Here is a 13,976-nt window from a genome sequence, read left to right as displayed (position 1 = left end):
TTATGAGTTGATCGCTTTCATCAGTAGACTGCAAACACTTCATAATTAGATTGACAAACTAAACAGATACTTTTTAGCATTGAATTAGATGCTAATTCAATATTTATATTATGATAAATCTATCAAAAGATATACATTCTCTCACTGAGTTTAAACGTAATACTACTGAGTTCTTACAACAGATTAAACAAACAAAACATCCCTTAGTTCTGACTGTCAATGGAAAAGCAGAGTTAGTTGTTCAAGATGCAGAATCTTATCAAGAACTTTTAGATGCGGCTGAGTTAGTAGAAACTTTAAAGGGTATTAAACTTAGTTTGGAACAGATGCAGGAAGGACAAGGGAAAAAAGCAGAAGATTTTTTCAATGAACTGGAGCAAGAAATCCGCGATTTGTTGCCAAAACGCTATAGACAACGTGAAGAAGTGCTGGCTCGTATTCGTCAACGGGTGGAGGCGTTACCGATGGAAGCAGAAAGCCGGGTGCAGACTTGGAAATCAGCAGGACAATCCTGATGGTGATTGATACGATGGTTTTTCGCCCTCACAACTCCATCATTCCGCCTCAGAACACGAAACTTCAATTACAATCGTCATAAAGATATTTAGTCATACCATGAAAACTGATTTTGTCATTGATGAAAAGCTAATAGATGAAGCAATTAAAGTAACTGGCCTTAAGACTAAACAAGAAGTAATTGAGCTTGGTTTGAAGACACTAATTAAACTAAAGCAACAAGAAAAAATAAAGGCTTATCGAGGTCATCTCAAATGGGAAGGCAACCTTGATGAGATAAGAACAAATCCATGATTCTTGTAGATTCAAGTGTATGGATAGACTATTTCAACGGTAGAGAAACTCCGGAAACAAACAAGCTGGATACTCTTTTAGGAGTAGAACCGCTTGCCATTGGTGATCTTATATTGATTGAGGTACTGCAAGGATTTCGCTCAGATGTAGATCATCAAACAGCAAAGGAATTGCTGACTTCTCTGACAATTTTTGAAATGTTAGGTATTGATCTTGCCGTCAAAAGTGCTGATAACTATAGAATTCTCCGAAAGCGCGGCATTACTATTCGCAAAACGGCTGATGTGATTATCGCTACTTTTTGCATTGAAAGCCAAAATGCACTTTTATTTAGTGACAAAGATTTCTTGCCATTTGTTCAACATCTTGGGTTGCTTTCCGTTCCCACAAAAATATGAGCTAAAAGATCAAGCGATCGCCTTCACAACCCCGCCATTCCACTTCAGAACACAAAACTTCGAGCTAAAAGGTGAAGCGATCACCTTCAAAACTCCATCATTCCGCCTCAAAACACAAAACTTCGAGTAAAAAGCTAGAGCGATCGCCTTCATAACACCACCATTCCACTTCCGAACAAGAAACTTCAAGTAAAAAAGGTGAGCGATCGCCTTCACAACTCCACCATTCCACTTCAGAACACAAAACTTCGAGTAAAAAGAGTGAGCGATCGCCTTCACAACTCCACCATTCCGCATCAGAACACAAAACTTCTAGCTTGAAACAGGAACATTCTCACTTGAAACAAGAATGTTCTCACTTAAAACAGGAAGCTCTTATTTGAAACAAGAATATTTTTGTCTGGAATGTGAAAAGCTGAGATTAGGCGATCGCTGCTATTATTCTGAGGATAGGCGATCATGTAAAGTTGCTAAATTTTTACGACAAGCTACAGTATTTGGGTGATCCACCCCCAACTGTCTCTCTAAAATATCTAAAGCTTGGATATACAAAGGTTCGCTTTTGCTGTATATCCCTTGAGAGTGATATAGTGCTGCTAGGTTGTTTAGGCTTGTAGCAACATCAGGATGTTCTTCTCCTAAAAATTTGCGTGTAAGTGCCAAAGCTTGTATATACAAGGGTTCAGATTCCTCATATCTACCTTGAGATTTGTATAGATGTGCTAGGTTGTTGAGGGTTGTAGCAACATCAGGATGTTCTTCTCCTAGAAATCTGCGATATAGTGCCAAAGCTTCGATGTACAAGGGTTCAGCTTCACTGTATCTACCTTGGGATTCATAAAGTGCCGCAAGGTTGTTGAGGCTTGCAGCAACATGAGGATGTTCTTCCCCCAACAGTTTGCGCCTGAGTGCGAAAGCTTGGATATACAAGGGTTCAGCGTCGCTGTATCTGTCTTGGTAATAGTAGAGTAATGCTAGGTTGTTGAGGCTAGAGGCGACATCGGGACTGTCTTCCCCCAGCAGTTTACGCGACATTGCCAAAGCTTCGATGTACAAGGGTTCAGCTTCGTAGTATCTGCCTTGCAACTCGTAGAGTAATGCTAGGTTGTTAAGACTTGTGGCGATATCGGGATGTTCTTCCCCCAGCAGTTTGCGCCACAGTCCCAAGCTTTGGATGTACAAGGGTTCGGCTTCGCTGTATCTGCCTTGCAATTGGTAGAGTAATGCTAGGTTGTTGAGGCTAAGGGCTAAGTCTTTCTCTAAACCTAACTGTTGTTGTAATTCCACAGCTTTGCTTAAATATTTAATTCCTAATTCTTGCTCTTTTTTATAATCCTGAAACTCACCCCGTTCCAGTCTTTTCCTATAAATATTGCCTAAACTAAAATATAAGGTTGCTAAAGCCGCATCTTTTACATCTCGCTGTTCTGCATCTTGAATAAACCTTTGCAAATCTTCTATAGGCAATAAATAATCATTGTCATCATCCAAGTTTGAAATCTCATTACCACTGAAAGCAAAACGAATCGGCTCTAATTCTCTACCAGAAATAGTGTTTTTCCTTCTAGACACAAACCGAAAAACACCATTGCGCCAACTCCAAAAATCAGGTGCTTTCTTCATCAAATCAACTAATATTTGATTAGTCACCCAGAGAACTATAGCAAAAGGAAATGCCCTCAATGCTTCTCTTGTCCACTGTAAATAACCAAAAAAAACCTGTTGTTCCGATCGCTCATTCCCCATTTTGAGAAAATAAAGCTGTTCTGCACCAGTTACAGTAATAACTGCTGGGTTATGTTGCTGCAAATATTTTTCTCTTTCCACTAATTGAGCAACAGCAGCCGTCAAACTCGGTTCACCCCGCGCCAATGTCACCCGATAGCAACAAATTTCAGGCTGTAATTCTGCTTCATACTGAGCAATAATTTCATCACGAAAACTAGCATCATCACAAACCGCAATTAGCAAATTTAACCGATGTGCTTTAGCCTCGATAGAAACAATTAAATCATCATAAACATCTCGATTTTCTGCATCTTCAAATAGTTCATTAACTGTCATTGATTAACCCCTGGTCTCTCAAGAGTTCTACAACTATTGGATGAACGTCGTACCAGTTCTTGCGGTTGCGATATTCCAAAATATAAAGTCCGTGGAGCAAATCTAAAAACTCAGAATCTCTCGGATCATCGGGCATAAAGTTGTTATATGTAGTTTGCAAGATGCCATAATCCAGTTTCCCCAAAGGCACAGCAAAATCATTACGGATATTATTAACCGCCTCATCTAAAATTTGCTCATCAATAACCACAGCTTGTTCAGGTTTACGCCTAATTAATCGCAGACAAATACGACAGCATTCATTAGCAATTCTCACCAACTCTCGCAACACGCCACCACTATTTAAAACAATCTTTTCTGCCGTTTGTGCTTCTATAAGTTCAGATGCAATTCGTTTTTGTAAGATTTCACACAAAATATCCTTTGCTTGCGGTCGAGGCTTTGCACCAACCTGACGGCTTTGCCCCTGTTCAAATAACTTTAATACAGGCATAACTACAACTTGGTCATTAGTTTCCGTCTCAATCAGTCGTCTGAGAAACTTATCTCGTAAAACAGCAATAGGTAGTGTATAAATAATTCTAAAATTTGGTTGACATAAAGTTTTAATATTGTCTCTATATATATCATTTACCCTTTCTAGTTCCAATTTATCTAAATCATCAATAATCACTACAACATCTTTTCTAGTAGCTACATGAATAACGGCAGCTATTTCATTAATCCGAGCAATTAAATCAGAAATTTTTCTCTCAAACTCTTGTTTAATTTCATAACGAACAGCAGCATCAGCTTTTAACTTATTACTAATCAACTTGAGCAAATCAAACCCAAGTGAAGTTTCAGCCTCAATGTTAAATTCTTCAGTCTTAGTCCGAGTAGCAAACCACTTATAAAAAGCATCTTTCGCAGACTTAGGAATTTCAACTCTACGAGCTTCCGCCTCATACATTAAATTAACAGCGATCGCAAACAAAATATTGATGTGATTAACATCTGACATCTCAATTGTGTCTGAAATAGAAAACAAAACCACAAAATAACGGTCTTGCATTCTTCTACTAAACTCAGCTAACAAAGTAGACTTACCACAACCACGATGTCCAGTAAAAATAATCTTGCCATCACCATTAGGACTATCTTCGACTAACTGTTCTAATTCCTCAATCACCTCATTACCATAATTCACCCTAAATCTATCTAAATCTTTTATCTCAATTAGCGGTAATAATTCTAAATTTCTATATGCTTGCTGAAAAGACTTTAATAATTCATTAGACATAAGCCATCACTGCACAACTTAACTATTCATATCATCACCCATCCTTGCAAAAGTAGAAATATTCTCTGCGAAACTCTGCGCCAACCTCCGCGCCACTTTGGGTATAAAAAACATTACCCCTCTCCGCCGCCGGAAAGGGGTTAAAGATGAGACATCGAAATTCTCACCAACTTGCACTCAGCACTTTTTAATAAGCGTCTTGCAACTCGTAAAAATCAGGCGAGACGTAATCTTTCCGCAAAGGCCAACCCACCCAATCTTCCGGCATCAAAATCCGCTTGAGATTCGGGTGTCCTTCGTAGACAATGCCGAACATATCGTAGCTTTCACGTTCTTGCCAGTCTGCGGTTTTCCAAATCCAGTACACTGAAGGCACTGTGGGATTTTCTCGTGGTAGGAACACTTTCACCCGCACTTCTTCCGGCTTATCAGCATTATCACTCACCTTAATTAAGTGATACACGCTAACCAAATCCTGTCCTGGGCCAAGGTCGATACCACCTTGAAACTGGAGATAATTAAACCCATAAGCATACAAAGCTGTAGAGATGGGGAGCAAGAATTCTGGCCCCACTTTAATTATCTCTACCCCGTTCTTATCAGGCGCTAAAGATTCATGATCAAACCCATTTTCTGCCAACCATTGAGAAATAGCCCCAGCTTGAACTAAGGAATCTTCCCCTGCTGGTACTGGTTTAGATTCTTCTTCAGCCACGGTTCAGTTCCTCCTTGGTTTGCGAAGTTAGCAGCGCCGGTGGTACTGGTAAACCAATTGCTTCTGTCAATTCCTTCGGTGGAGTGAAGCGAGTTTCTGACTGCAAATACTTACCAGTTAAAATTTGCTCTGTCGGCTTCAGGTTATGTGTCGTGCTGTAGAACCGGTGGGTTTGCTTGATTTGATCCCGTTCCTGCATGGAATCATTAGCGATTTTCTTCCGCAGCTTAATGATCGCATCAATAATCGCTTCGGGACGGGGAGGACAACCGGGTAAATACACATCCACCGGAATCAATTTATCAACTCCGCGCACAGCCGTGGGAGAATCCACGCTGAACATCCCGCCAGTAATTGTACAAGCGCCCATAGCAATGACATACTTCGGCTCAGGCATTTGCTCATAAAGACGCACCAACTGAGGAGCCATCTTCATGGTGATTGTCCCGGCTGTAATAATCAAATCAGCTTGACGGGGACTAGAACGGGGAATCAAACCAAAGCGGTCAAAGTCAAACCGAGAGCCAATTAAAGCTGCAAACTCAATGAAGCAGCAAGCTGTACCAAACAGTAAAGGCCAAAGACTCGAAAGCCTTGCCCAGTTGTAGAGGTCATCAACCGTTGTCAAGATAATATTTTCTGAAAGGTCTTGAGTGACTGTCGGACGCTCAATGGGGTTGATGATTCGCTCTTTGTCTTGGGTGCTTAAATCAGAATTCAAGACCATTCCAAAGCTCCTTTACGCCATGCGTAAACTAGGGCAATTACAAGAATTGCGATAAAAATTAGCGCTTCAATGAATGCCAATAGCCCCAAACGGTGGAAAGCAACCGCCCAAGGATACAAAAACACGGTTTCCACGTCAAAAACGACGAAAACCAGAGCAAACATGTAGTAGCGGATGTTGAACTGAATCCAGGCTCCTCCGATTGGTTCCATCCCAGATTCATAGGTAGTGCGGCGTTCCAGGCTGTTACCACTAGGTCTGAGAAGCTTGGAAGCAGAAAGCGCTAGGGCTGGCACTAGGCTACAGATAATTAAGAAGCCTAGAAGGTACTCGTAACCGCTAAGGACAAACACAATGAATTTCTACCACTTATGGTGTAAATAAGGCTGTTACTTTCTTTTACATTATATCTTTTCGACTTTTCTGAAATCTGGGAAACAGAAGGATTTCAGGTATTTAATTCATTTGTGTGAGTGATAGAAAAGTCTAACAGTTATGTCATAATTTTTAACGTATATTTAATAATTCCCCTCTGGGAGACCTTAGCCATGAGCGAACAAGCTGTTGAGACTCCAGCGTTAGACCGCTATGAGTGTCGCGCCTGCGGTTATGTTTATGAACCTGAGAAGGGAGATGATAAGCATGATATTCCTTCAGGGACACTCTTTACAGAATTGCCTGTAAATTGGCGGTGTCCAGTTTGTACTGCCAAAAAAACTGCTTTTGCCAACATTGGCCCGTCTGGTACAGCATCCGGTTTCAAAGAAAATCTCGGTTATGGTTTGGGTGTTAACAAGCTCACGCCAGGACAAAAGAATATCTTAATTTTTGGGGCTTTGGCTCTGGGTTTCTTGTTTTTTATCAGTCTTTACGGCTTACAATAAGACCCGCTATCTTTTTTTACCTGTTCTAGAGAGCGATCGCATCTCTCAAGTAAAGCTTTCTTTGAGAAAACACTAAACAAATACTGATGCACTCCATTTTGAAAAGTTGGCAACGTATAGTTGCCTTGTTAATAGTAGTCGTCTTGTGTATTGGTTGCAGCAAAGTGCCTTCTACTAGCTCCAACCCTTGGGAAGTTATCACTGTACCAACCAAAGAAAAACTGCTGGATATCGCCTTTACCAAAGATCCACAGCATGGTTTTTTGGTGGGTGGTAACGCTACTCTCCTAGAAACCCAAGATGGTGGCAACACCTGGAAACCCCTGACACTAGAACTGGATGACTCTAGATATCGCTTTGACGCGGTAAGTTTTTCAGGACAGGAAGGGTGGATTGTCGGTGAGCCTTCGCTGCTACTACATACCACCGATGAAGGTCGTTCTTGGTCACGTATTGCCTTAAGCGAGAAGCTTCCTGGTAGCCCAGTTTCCATCCAAGCCCTGGGAGCAAACTCCGCTGAAATGGCTACTGATGTAGGGGCAATCTACACAACCACAGATAGCGGCAAAAACTGGAAAGCTCAAGTAGAAGCAGCTGTAGGTGTCGTGCGGAACATGGAACGTTCTGCTGATGGTAAATATGTCGCCGTTTCTGCCAAGGGTAGCTTCTACTCTACTTGGGAACCAGGACAAACTGCTTGGGTTCCCCATAACCGCAATAGTTCTCGGCGGGTGGAAAATATGGGTTTTGCTGACAACGGGCAGTTGTGGTTGTTAGCAAGAGGTGGTCAGATTCAGTTTAGCGAGCCAAATAACGCTGAAGAGTGGCAAGAAGCTTTATATCCAGAGTTATCCACCAGTTGGGGTTTATTGGATTTGGCATATCGCACCCCCGAAGAAATTTGGATTGGCGGTGGTAGTGGAAACTTATTACGTAGTAATGATGGCGGCAAAACCTGGGAAAAAGACCGTGATGTAGAGTCGGTAGCAGCCAATTTGTACAAAGTCGTCTTTTTTCGCCCAGATCAAGGATTTATCATCGGCGATCGCGGTGTTTTACTGAAATATAACCCTAATACTGAGAAAGCTTTGTCATCAGAGCCAGCTTAGTGCTTTTTCTGAGAAGGACGTTGCAACTTGTAACTCTTTCTAAACTTTGTAGGATAATAAACTCAATAACTGTCTTTCTTGAAGGTAGATATCTAAATGTCAGGTACCACTGGAGAACGTCCGTTTTCGGACATTATTACCAGCATTCGTTACTGGGTAATTCACAGCATCACCATTCCAGCATTGTTTATTGCAGGCTGGCTATTTGTCAGCACCGGGCTGGCTTATGATGTGTTTGGCACACCCCGCCCCAACGAATATTACACACAAACACGGCAAGAGTTGCCCATTGTGAAGAACCGTTACGAAGCTAAACAGCAAGTTGAACAATTTATCGGAAAGTAGTTTGAGATCATGACTAGCGGAAATAACATCAATCAACCAGTTACCTACCCAATTTTTACAGTTAGATGGCTGGCAGTTCACACTTTAGGTGTGCCAACAGTGTTTTTCTTGGGCGCGATCGCCGCAATGCAGTTTATTCAACGCTAGGAGTAAATCATGGAAAGAACGCCTAATCCCAATAACCAGCCGGTTGAACTAAACCGTACTTCTTTGTACTTAGGATTACTACTGGTTTTTGTTTTAGGGATTCTATTTTCCAGTTATTTCTTTAACTAACTGGAACTGCTTTTGTGAATCTTTGTTTATCTAATTTGTTTGTGTTGATTTGTTTTTAAGGGAGGAGGAAAATCTGTGTCAGCAGGAACTGGGAGAATTCCCCTGTGGGTTGTAGCTACAATCGCAGGGCTTGGTATAATCACTGTTTTAGGTATTTTCTTTTACGGAGCCTACGCTGGAATCGGTTCTTCGCTCTAACTGCGATTTGAACCTAATAATTATCGACTGAATTTTCTAGCTCTTGTTTAGAAATCAGCAACAAAAAACCGCCTGACTCCCGGAGACAGGCGGTATTATAATCATTAGTGAATTTTACAATTAGGTAAATTAGCAGTTAGTAATAAGTAATTGGTAAAACTTGCAGTAGCCAATTAACTATTACCAAATACCTAATTAGGCAATGTCTTCGCGTTCAATGTATACCAATAGAAACGCGAATGTTGCAATTGGTAAAACCCAACCAATAATGGGAATAAAGATAGGAGACAAGTACGATGCAGAATAAGCCAAAATGTGCGGCAAAAATTCAGTAGACATGGTAAAGTTTCCTGTTAAATCACACTACAATTCAAAATGAGCTTACTGCAAATTTAGTCCTTTTTTTTAAATTCTCAAGATTTTTAACACAGTTGTTTGAGGAAGTCCTTCACAAACCAAGCAATTCATCTAGCTGAAAATTTGGTAAATCTGGTGGAATCACAGTTCTTACTGCTGTGGCTTTGTGACTTTCCTGCTGAGTATAAGTATTGAGTGCGATCGCCTCTAAGCGAATTTCCACACAGCCAAAGGGAACATTGACTTGAGTCATTACCTCCACACCACCCAAAGGTTTAGGTAACATATCCTTCAACAAATGAGGGCCGTCTAACAACCCGCGAGTTTGACAATCCTCAATCCATAGCTTCACTACAACTTGCGGAGAAACTTCTGGTAGTCCTATACGCACTCGTATAGTCTGTCCAGCAATCAACTCGCCTTCTGGTATGTGCATCTGAGGAATTGGCAAAGACTCAAGCATTTCGCCATCCGAAGGTAATAAATTCGACACAGCCGAGATAGACTGCTGTTTTTGCTCTACACAAAAGCTTCCCATAGCATCATCTTCTGGTTCACTATAGGTATCATCAACAACAATCTCTTGTGCTAACCAAGCTCGTGGTATCTTGATTTTTTGCGTCAGAAGTAGCTGTGTTAATGGTAATGAAGGCGTTGACAATTCTTGAGTAATGTTTTCTGTTTCAATTTCCGCCGAGGTATTCAATTCCTCAGGTTCCTCGGTAATTAAACTTATCTCCGTGTCTTCCCAAAGTTCTGAGGGGATGAGACTTCTCTCTGTGTCAATTTCCATCTCCGATTCACCATCTAGATTTTCTAATTCCATATCTAGATTTGATGACAAATCAAAATCAACACTTGGCATTGGTAAGCTAGGCTCTTCTTCAACCGGCGCAATTTGAGGCTCTATTACCTCATTTTTGTCACTTTGGTATGTCGCAGGAGGAAGCTCAGGCACAAAGTATCCTTGGCTCTGCATCCATTTTCTAATTAAGGGAGATGAGTAAGGATTAACCTCTGCGATCAGTTCGGAACTGAATGGAGTGGCTGGTTCTAAGATCGAGTTATTACTAAATTCCAAACTTGGTGTTATGGCCATTTCTGTCATAGATTCGGCTAATAACTCCGAATTTAGGGAGTCTAATGTTTCTACAGTCGGATCATCTGCATCTAAGTTGTCATCGGCTGTAATAGCTGGCTCGACTTGCAGAGAGTCTTGAACTGTGGAAGTATCAGAGACATCCTGTGGATTAGTTTTCTCTTCTGTTTTGTCAGCAGGCAAAGTTGTGAGGCGTTTGAGATAGGGGAAGATATTACCTAACATCCACCCTCGACGATTTTTAATTTCCAACTGTTCTAAGTTGATAGGAGCCAGGGGGATTGTAGTCGGAACTGGTACATTGTCTTTTTGCTCAAGTTCTTCCTTCCCTTCAGAAGGACTTTCTGTCACCACATCATTAACAGCAATCGCACTAACTTGATTTTCTGGTAACTTCGGTAGTTGCGGCGATCGCAAATCTCCTGATTTGTTGAAAGACAACAAATTAATTTGTGGTGGTAGGGGCTGGTTCGGTGATGGAAGAATAGTTTGAGGTTGAGGTTGTGTTAAAGGGGTTTTCACTAGGTTAAACAGTTCTAAACCCAAACTCACAGATGCTTCTGGCTCTGTGTTTGGTACAGAAACCGCTAGGGCGCTAGAGTCCTCCAAAAAGTTTTGCTGATTGGTTTTGGCAACAACTGTCATTGCCAGTAATTCTGTTACGTCCGCAGTAATTGTAAAAGACCTACTAGCTAAAAGTATCACTTCGCCGAAATCTGTAAGTGCGCCATATAAACTGAGTTCTCCCAAAAGCAGCTTAGATTCGCAGTCAACAGGAATATTAATTGCAGAGTTAATTGTAAAAGGCAGTAAATTATCTGTTAAAGGTTGCCGTACCTGAGTTAAGATTTCCGAACTCAAGGGTGATCTGATCTCAATTTTGATCTCCAGTGCATGGAGAGTAGTTGAGTACTGTGGCTCATCTTTAAGATGTGTATTGGCTTGTAGCTCTACATTGGCATTAATGCTTAGTCCTTGCCCCCAACGAGCAATATAGTTTTCTTGCTCTAAAGTCAGTAATAGCGGCGGTGCTGGTTGTGTCGTTGGAAATTCTTCAAGCTGTTCATCCTCTAATAATAATTCCGAGGTAGGTAAAGCTTGATCTATTAAATTTTGTAAAATTTGCTCTGCCGTTTCACCTTTCAGCCATACCGGACTCACTAGCTGATCAATAATTGCCTCTTCTTCTTGTTCAATAGACAGATCACTGCTCACCGAGTCACCGTCAGTAATTTCCTCTGTGGAGACGGAGAAAGTGCGATCGCCAGTGAGGAGAGTTTCTTCTACAGGTGGTTCAACTTCAGCATCAGTAATTTCCTCTGTGGGAACAGAGATAATGCGATCGCCTGTGAGGAGAGTTTCTTCTACATATAGTTCAACTTCATTGTCAGTAATTCCTTCTGTAGGAACTGAGAAAGTGCGATCGCCTGTGATTAGAGTTTCTTCTACAGGTGGTTCAACTTCAGCATCAGTAATTTCCTCTGTGGGAACTAAGATAGTGCGATCGCCTGTGATTAGAGTTTCTTCTACAGGCTGTTCACCTTCATTGTCAGTCGTTTCTTCTGTGGAGATGGAGATAATGCGATCGCTTGCTATTGATGCAATTTTTGAAGAAATTTCACTAGTTGAGTCGCTGTGTGTATTAATTTCCGATTCTGTGGGAATCAATACATCTTGTGCTGTGTTAGATCCAAACTGATTACCAGAAATACTGTCTAGCTGAGGGGAATTCTGTGAATGAGGCAATGAAATCATGAAAAAGTCAAGAGAATTTGACTCTAAATTGCCACCACCGGTTAATTTCTCTATGTCACCATCTGCTAATTGAGACAAGACTTGCAGATAGACACTATATTGCCAAGATTTACCAAAAATATCTGACATCAAATCGCCAGAGCAGCGTAATTCCCAAATTCCCGGCTTGAGGAGCGTAAAGGGAATCACCGCCATTAAACCTTCCGAGTTAGTACGCCGCGATCGCTTTTGAATTCGCCGTTTTGGGGGAACTTCTTGAGTTGAAGAGTGAGTTACCCGCACTTCCACATCCGTATTGGGAAGATTAGAACGAGCTAAAACTCTGTACCAACCTTCTAAAATTTGTATATTTGGCGATTCTAAGGTGTGCCAAGAGCGATCGCCCTGTTTCTGGATGAGAAATTGCCAGTGTTCCATTGTGAGTGAAGCCCAGACCGAAGAGCAGCTGAGTAATATTTTGCATTACTTTGTTTGCCAGTTTACCTCAGCAATTTATAATTGCATCACTTCTTATCATGTTTTGATTCAAACACTGACATTTTTTTCTCAATAGCCATGATCCGCGGCACACACCAAGATTGATGAAAAACCTATGAGGAGCTAGAAACCAGCACTATTTTCTAGACAATCAAATAGGGTCAAGCCAAACATTACCCAATCAACTAGTTACCAGATTGGGTAGATTGACTTCACCCCAGCAAATTCAAATTTATCGATGTCATTTTAGTAACTTGCCTCAATTCCAGTCGTTAGACACCATAGAGGCTGTGGTAGTAAGCCAAAATTTGCTGCACACGTTGTCTGCTTGCGGGACGAGAGTTAGAAGACCAAGATATCCACAGACCATTAATTTGGCTTTGATTGTAATCAAATTGTTTGGATGATTGGGGAATTAAACCTGCTTCTACTCCTTCAACTTGACGCAAATGAGCTGCTATCTCTCGATAGACAGCTAAAGGTAAACCAGCAAATTCAAATTTTTCCTGAGTATTCATCCTTAAGACGCTCCGACAGCAAGAAGATTTTGGGGGGGTGTTGTCGATGAAATGGTGTTACCAGCAGCTGAAGCTGATGGCGTTGAGTTAGGAGGAGCTTCACCTACCATTCTGGCAACCTCAATACCATATTGTTCCAGAATCACGATTGGATTTGAACCCCCATTCATTTCAATACGTTTAATCAACAGACCATTTGCTAATCGCTGTCCCGCCTGTACATAGCGACTTGAAGGCTCATTAGGGATTTGAATAATAGCTTGGGGTTCTCGACCAATCAAAACGACACCAGTCACTATCACTGCTTTTGCCAAATCAGGTTGTGCTACTGGCGGTAACACAGATCCAAAAGTGGAACTGGGGACAACTTGTGGTAAAACCTTAGGCAGAATAGATTGTGGTATTTTGGCTACTTGAATGGCAGGTTTTTTTACTACTACAGCAGCGCTGCTGATTGGCACTTTTCGCGCTTGGATAGTAAGTGTAGGTAATGGAGGTAATCGAGGAATTTGCTTGGCGTTGGGATTTTTGGCAACTTCAGAACTAGTCGCACCGACAATTTGTGCAAATGGATCAGGCCGTCCTTTAGACACTAAATCTATCCGGGATTTGCCATCAGTAGGCTGAATTAAGGTAGGAGTTATAAAAGCAACGTTTGTTGCTTTTTTCGTAGATACTACAGGGTTATGAAAAGTTTGAGCCTGAGTCACTGGCGGTAATTTGGCTGCTGGCGATGCTTCTGGAACCACAGGAGTCGCCGCAGGATTACTGGCTTGTGGCGTGTCTTCAGAAGCGCATCCAGCGATCGCCAAACTTAAAATAGTTACAATTGCAATTGTTGAATTTCTGACCATTAGCCGTTCTCAAAAACTATAAGAAAATTAAGTTGTGGAAATCTACAAAGCCTATTCTTATATCAGGCAAAGTATTTTTCTTTTATAACCTAAATTATTAAATTTTCA

The 13,976-nt window shown here is 41.3% G+C and carries 19 protein-coding genes; 9 read left to right on the top strand and 10 right to left on the bottom strand.

The window, feature by feature from the left end; all coding sequences use genetic code 11:
* Positions 1-110 precede the first annotated feature (110 nt).
* The 3 genes from IQ259_RS06220 (at position 111) to IQ259_RS06210 (ending at position 1,208) form a co-directional block, all read left to right on the top strand.
* Positions 111-515 carry a type II toxin-antitoxin system Phd/YefM family antitoxin gene (locus IQ259_RS06220; protein WP_370568005.1) on the top strand — a complete coding sequence of 135 codons (405 nt, stop codon included), beginning with the start codon at positions 111-113 and terminating at the stop codon, positions 513-515.
* Between the two features lie 100 nt (positions 516-615).
* Positions 616-810 (top strand): type II toxin-antitoxin system VapB family antitoxin, encoded by a 195-nt coding sequence (locus IQ259_RS06215; RefSeq protein WP_193882485.1) that lies wholly within the window; start codon positions 616-618, stop codon positions 808-810.
* The gene (locus IQ259_RS06210) at positions 807-1,208 is read left to right on the top strand and encodes a PIN domain nuclease (protein ID WP_193882482.1); all 402 of its coding nucleotides are present in this window, start codon (positions 807-809) and stop codon (positions 1,206-1,208) included. Before IQ259_RS06215 ends, IQ259_RS06210 begins: the two co-directional genes overlap by 4 nt.
* 9 nt (positions 1,209-1,217) lie before the next feature.
* On the opposite strand, the gene IQ259_RS06205 is transcribed toward IQ259_RS06210, so the two are convergent.
* The 6 genes from IQ259_RS06205 to ndhC all read right to left on the bottom strand — a co-directional run bounded on the left by IQ259_RS06205 (position 1,218) and on the right by ndhC (position 6,349).
* A complete protein-coding gene (locus tag IQ259_RS06205; protein WP_193882479.1) occupies positions 1,218-1,505 on the bottom strand; it encodes a hypothetical protein in 288 nt (95 codons plus the stop codon).
* Between the two features lie 141 nt (positions 1,506-1,646).
* Complete coding sequence (locus IQ259_RS06200; protein ID WP_193882476.1) at positions 1,647-3,272, bottom strand: tetratricopeptide repeat-containing protein; 1,626 nt, start codon at positions 3,270-3,272, stop codon at positions 1,647-1,649.
* Positions 3,262-4,554: an ATP-binding protein gene (locus tag IQ259_RS06195; protein WP_193882474.1), complete on the bottom strand. Its 1,293-nt coding sequence runs from the start codon at positions 4,552-4,554 to the stop codon at positions 3,262-3,264. Before IQ259_RS06195 ends, IQ259_RS06200 begins: the two co-directional genes overlap by 11 nt.
* A 187-nt stretch (positions 4,555-4,741) precedes the next feature.
* Positions 4,742-5,269: an NAD(P)H-quinone oxidoreductase subunit J gene (locus tag IQ259_RS06190; RefSeq protein ID WP_193882472.1), complete on the bottom strand. Its 528-nt coding sequence runs from the start codon at positions 5,267-5,269 to the stop codon at positions 4,742-4,744.
* Positions 5,262-5,996: an NADH dehydrogenase subunit K gene (locus IQ259_RS06185; protein WP_193882470.1), complete on the bottom strand. Its 735-nt coding sequence runs from the start codon at positions 5,994-5,996 to the stop codon at positions 5,262-5,264. Before IQ259_RS06185 ends, IQ259_RS06190 begins: the two co-directional genes overlap by 8 nt.
* Positions 5,987-6,349, bottom strand: a complete 363-nt coding sequence (gene ndhC / locus IQ259_RS06180; protein ID WP_193882468.1) for a photosynthetic/respiratory NAD(P)H-quinone oxidoreductase subunit C — start codon at positions 6,347-6,349, stop codon at positions 5,987-5,989. Before ndhC ends, IQ259_RS06185 begins: the two co-directional genes overlap by 10 nt.
* Positions 6,350-6,544: 195 nt before the next feature.
* Between ndhC and IQ259_RS06175 the strand changes: the two genes are divergently transcribed.
* The 6 genes from IQ259_RS06175 to IQ259_RS06150 all read left to right on the top strand — a co-directional run bounded on the left by IQ259_RS06175 (position 6,545) and on the right by IQ259_RS06150 (position 8,808).
* The gene (locus IQ259_RS06175) at positions 6,545-6,880 is read left to right on the top strand and encodes a rubredoxin (protein WP_193882466.1); all 336 of its coding nucleotides are present in this window, start codon (positions 6,545-6,547) and stop codon (positions 6,878-6,880) included.
* Positions 6,881-6,966: 86 nt separating this feature from the next.
* Positions 6,967-7,989 carry a photosynthesis system II assembly factor Ycf48 gene (locus IQ259_RS06170; RefSeq protein ID WP_193882464.1) on the top strand — a complete coding sequence of 341 codons (1,023 nt, stop codon included), beginning with the start codon at positions 6,967-6,969 and terminating at the stop codon, positions 7,987-7,989.
* Positions 7,990-8,085: 96 nt separating this feature from the next.
* A complete protein-coding gene (gene psbE, locus IQ259_RS06165; protein ID WP_193882462.1) occupies positions 8,086-8,334 on the top strand; it encodes a cytochrome b559 subunit alpha in 249 nt (82 codons plus the stop codon).
* A 9-nt stretch (positions 8,335-8,343) separates the two neighbouring features.
* Positions 8,344-8,481: a cytochrome b559 subunit beta gene (gene psbF, locus IQ259_RS06160; protein WP_015115279.1), complete on the top strand. Its 138-nt coding sequence runs from the start codon at positions 8,344-8,346 to the stop codon at positions 8,479-8,481.
* 9 nt (positions 8,482-8,490) lie between these two features.
* Positions 8,491-8,610: a photosystem II reaction center protein L gene (locus IQ259_RS06155; protein ID WP_010997988.1), complete on the top strand. Its 120-nt coding sequence runs from the start codon at positions 8,491-8,493 to the stop codon at positions 8,608-8,610.
* 75 nt (positions 8,611-8,685) lie between these two features.
* Complete coding sequence (locus tag IQ259_RS06150) at positions 8,686-8,808, top strand: photosystem II reaction center protein J (protein ID WP_193882459.1); 123 nt, start codon at positions 8,686-8,688, stop codon at positions 8,806-8,808.
* Between the two features lie 195 nt (positions 8,809-9,003).
* Here IQ259_RS06150 and IQ259_RS06145 read toward each other — a convergent pair whose 3' ends face one another.
* From IQ259_RS06145 to IQ259_RS06130, 4 genes are all read right to left on the bottom strand, one after another.
* Positions 9,004-9,147, bottom strand: coding sequence for a photosystem I reaction center subunit VIII (locus tag IQ259_RS06145; protein WP_193882457.1), 144 nt, complete (start codon positions 9,145-9,147; stop codon positions 9,004-9,006).
* A 109-nt stretch (positions 9,148-9,256) separates the two neighbouring features.
* Positions 9,257-12,436 carry a hypothetical protein gene (locus tag IQ259_RS27085; protein ID WP_228014387.1) on the bottom strand — a complete coding sequence of 1,060 codons (3,180 nt, stop codon included), beginning with the start codon at positions 12,434-12,436 and terminating at the stop codon, positions 9,257-9,259.
* 332 nt (positions 12,437-12,768) lie between these two features.
* Complete coding sequence (locus IQ259_RS06135) at positions 12,769-13,014, bottom strand: hypothetical protein (protein ID WP_193882454.1); 246 nt, start codon at positions 13,012-13,014, stop codon at positions 12,769-12,771.
* A gap of 2 nt (positions 13,015-13,016) precedes the next feature.
* Positions 13,017-13,868 carry a hypothetical protein gene (locus IQ259_RS06130; protein ID WP_193882452.1) on the bottom strand — a complete coding sequence of 284 codons (852 nt, stop codon included), beginning with the start codon at positions 13,866-13,868 and terminating at the stop codon, positions 13,017-13,019.
* Positions 13,869-13,976 lie beyond the last annotated feature (108 nt).

The sequence above is a fragment of the Fortiea sp. LEGE XX443 genome, assembly GCF_015206815.1.
GTDB lineage: Bacteria > Cyanobacteriota > Cyanobacteriia > Cyanobacteriales > Nostocaceae > Nostoc_B.
Note: the sequence above shows the minus strand (reverse complement) of the source record. Positions and strands in the feature narration are given on the sequence as shown.

Bases quoted from the DNA above. Each gene is read 5' to 3' on its own strand.
- IQ259_RS06210 (WP_193882482.1), top strand. From the start codon at position 807: ATGATTCTTGTAGATTCAAGTGTATGGATAGACTATTTCAACGGTAGA.
- IQ259_RS06175 (WP_193882466.1), top strand. From the start codon at position 6,545: ATGAGCGAACAAGCTGTTGAGACTCCAGCGTTAGACCGCTATGAGTGT.
- IQ259_RS06205 (WP_193882479.1), bottom strand. From the start codon at position 1,505: ATGCGGAATGGTGGAGTTGTGAAGGCGATCGCTCACTCTTTTTACTCG.
- psbE (WP_193882462.1), top strand. From the start codon at position 8,086: ATGTCAGGTACCACTGGAGAACGTCCGTTTTCGGACATTATTACCAGC.
- IQ259_RS06200 (WP_193882476.1), bottom strand. From the start codon at position 3,272: ATGACAGTTAATGAACTATTTGAAGATGCAGAAAATCGAGATGTTTAT.
- IQ259_RS06155 (WP_010997988.1), top strand. From the start codon at position 8,491: ATGGAAAGAACGCCTAATCCCAATAACCAGCCGGTTGAACTAAACCGT.
- IQ259_RS27085 (WP_228014387.1), bottom strand. From the start codon at position 12,436: ATGGAACACTGGCAATTTCTCATCCAGAAACAGGGCGATCGCTCTTGG.
- IQ259_RS06185 (WP_193882470.1), bottom strand. From the start codon at position 5,996: ATGGTCTTGAATTCTGATTTAAGCACCCAAGACAAAGAGCGAATCATC.
- IQ259_RS06130 (WP_193882452.1), bottom strand. From the start codon at position 13,868: ATGGTCAGAAATTCAACAATTGCAATTGTAACTATTTTAAGTTTGGCG.
- IQ259_RS06215 (WP_193882485.1), top strand. From the start codon at position 616: ATGAAAACTGATTTTGTCATTGATGAAAAGCTAATAGATGAAGCAATT.
- IQ259_RS06220 (WP_370568005.1), top strand. From the start codon at position 111: ATGATAAATCTATCAAAAGATATACATTCTCTCACTGAGTTTAAACGT.
- IQ259_RS06170 (WP_193882464.1), top strand. From the start codon at position 6,967: ATGCACTCCATTTTGAAAAGTTGGCAACGTATAGTTGCCTTGTTAATA.
- IQ259_RS06145 (WP_193882457.1), bottom strand. From the start codon at position 9,147: ATGTCTACTGAATTTTTGCCGCACATTTTGGCTTATTCTGCATCGTAC.
- IQ259_RS06135 (WP_193882454.1), bottom strand. From the start codon at position 13,014: ATGAATACTCAGGAAAAATTTGAATTTGCTGGTTTACCTTTAGCTGTC.
- IQ259_RS06195 (WP_193882474.1), bottom strand. From the start codon at position 4,554: ATGTCTAATGAATTATTAAAGTCTTTTCAGCAAGCATATAGAAATTTA.
- psbF (WP_015115279.1), top strand. From the start codon at position 8,344: ATGACTAGCGGAAATAACATCAATCAACCAGTTACCTACCCAATTTTT.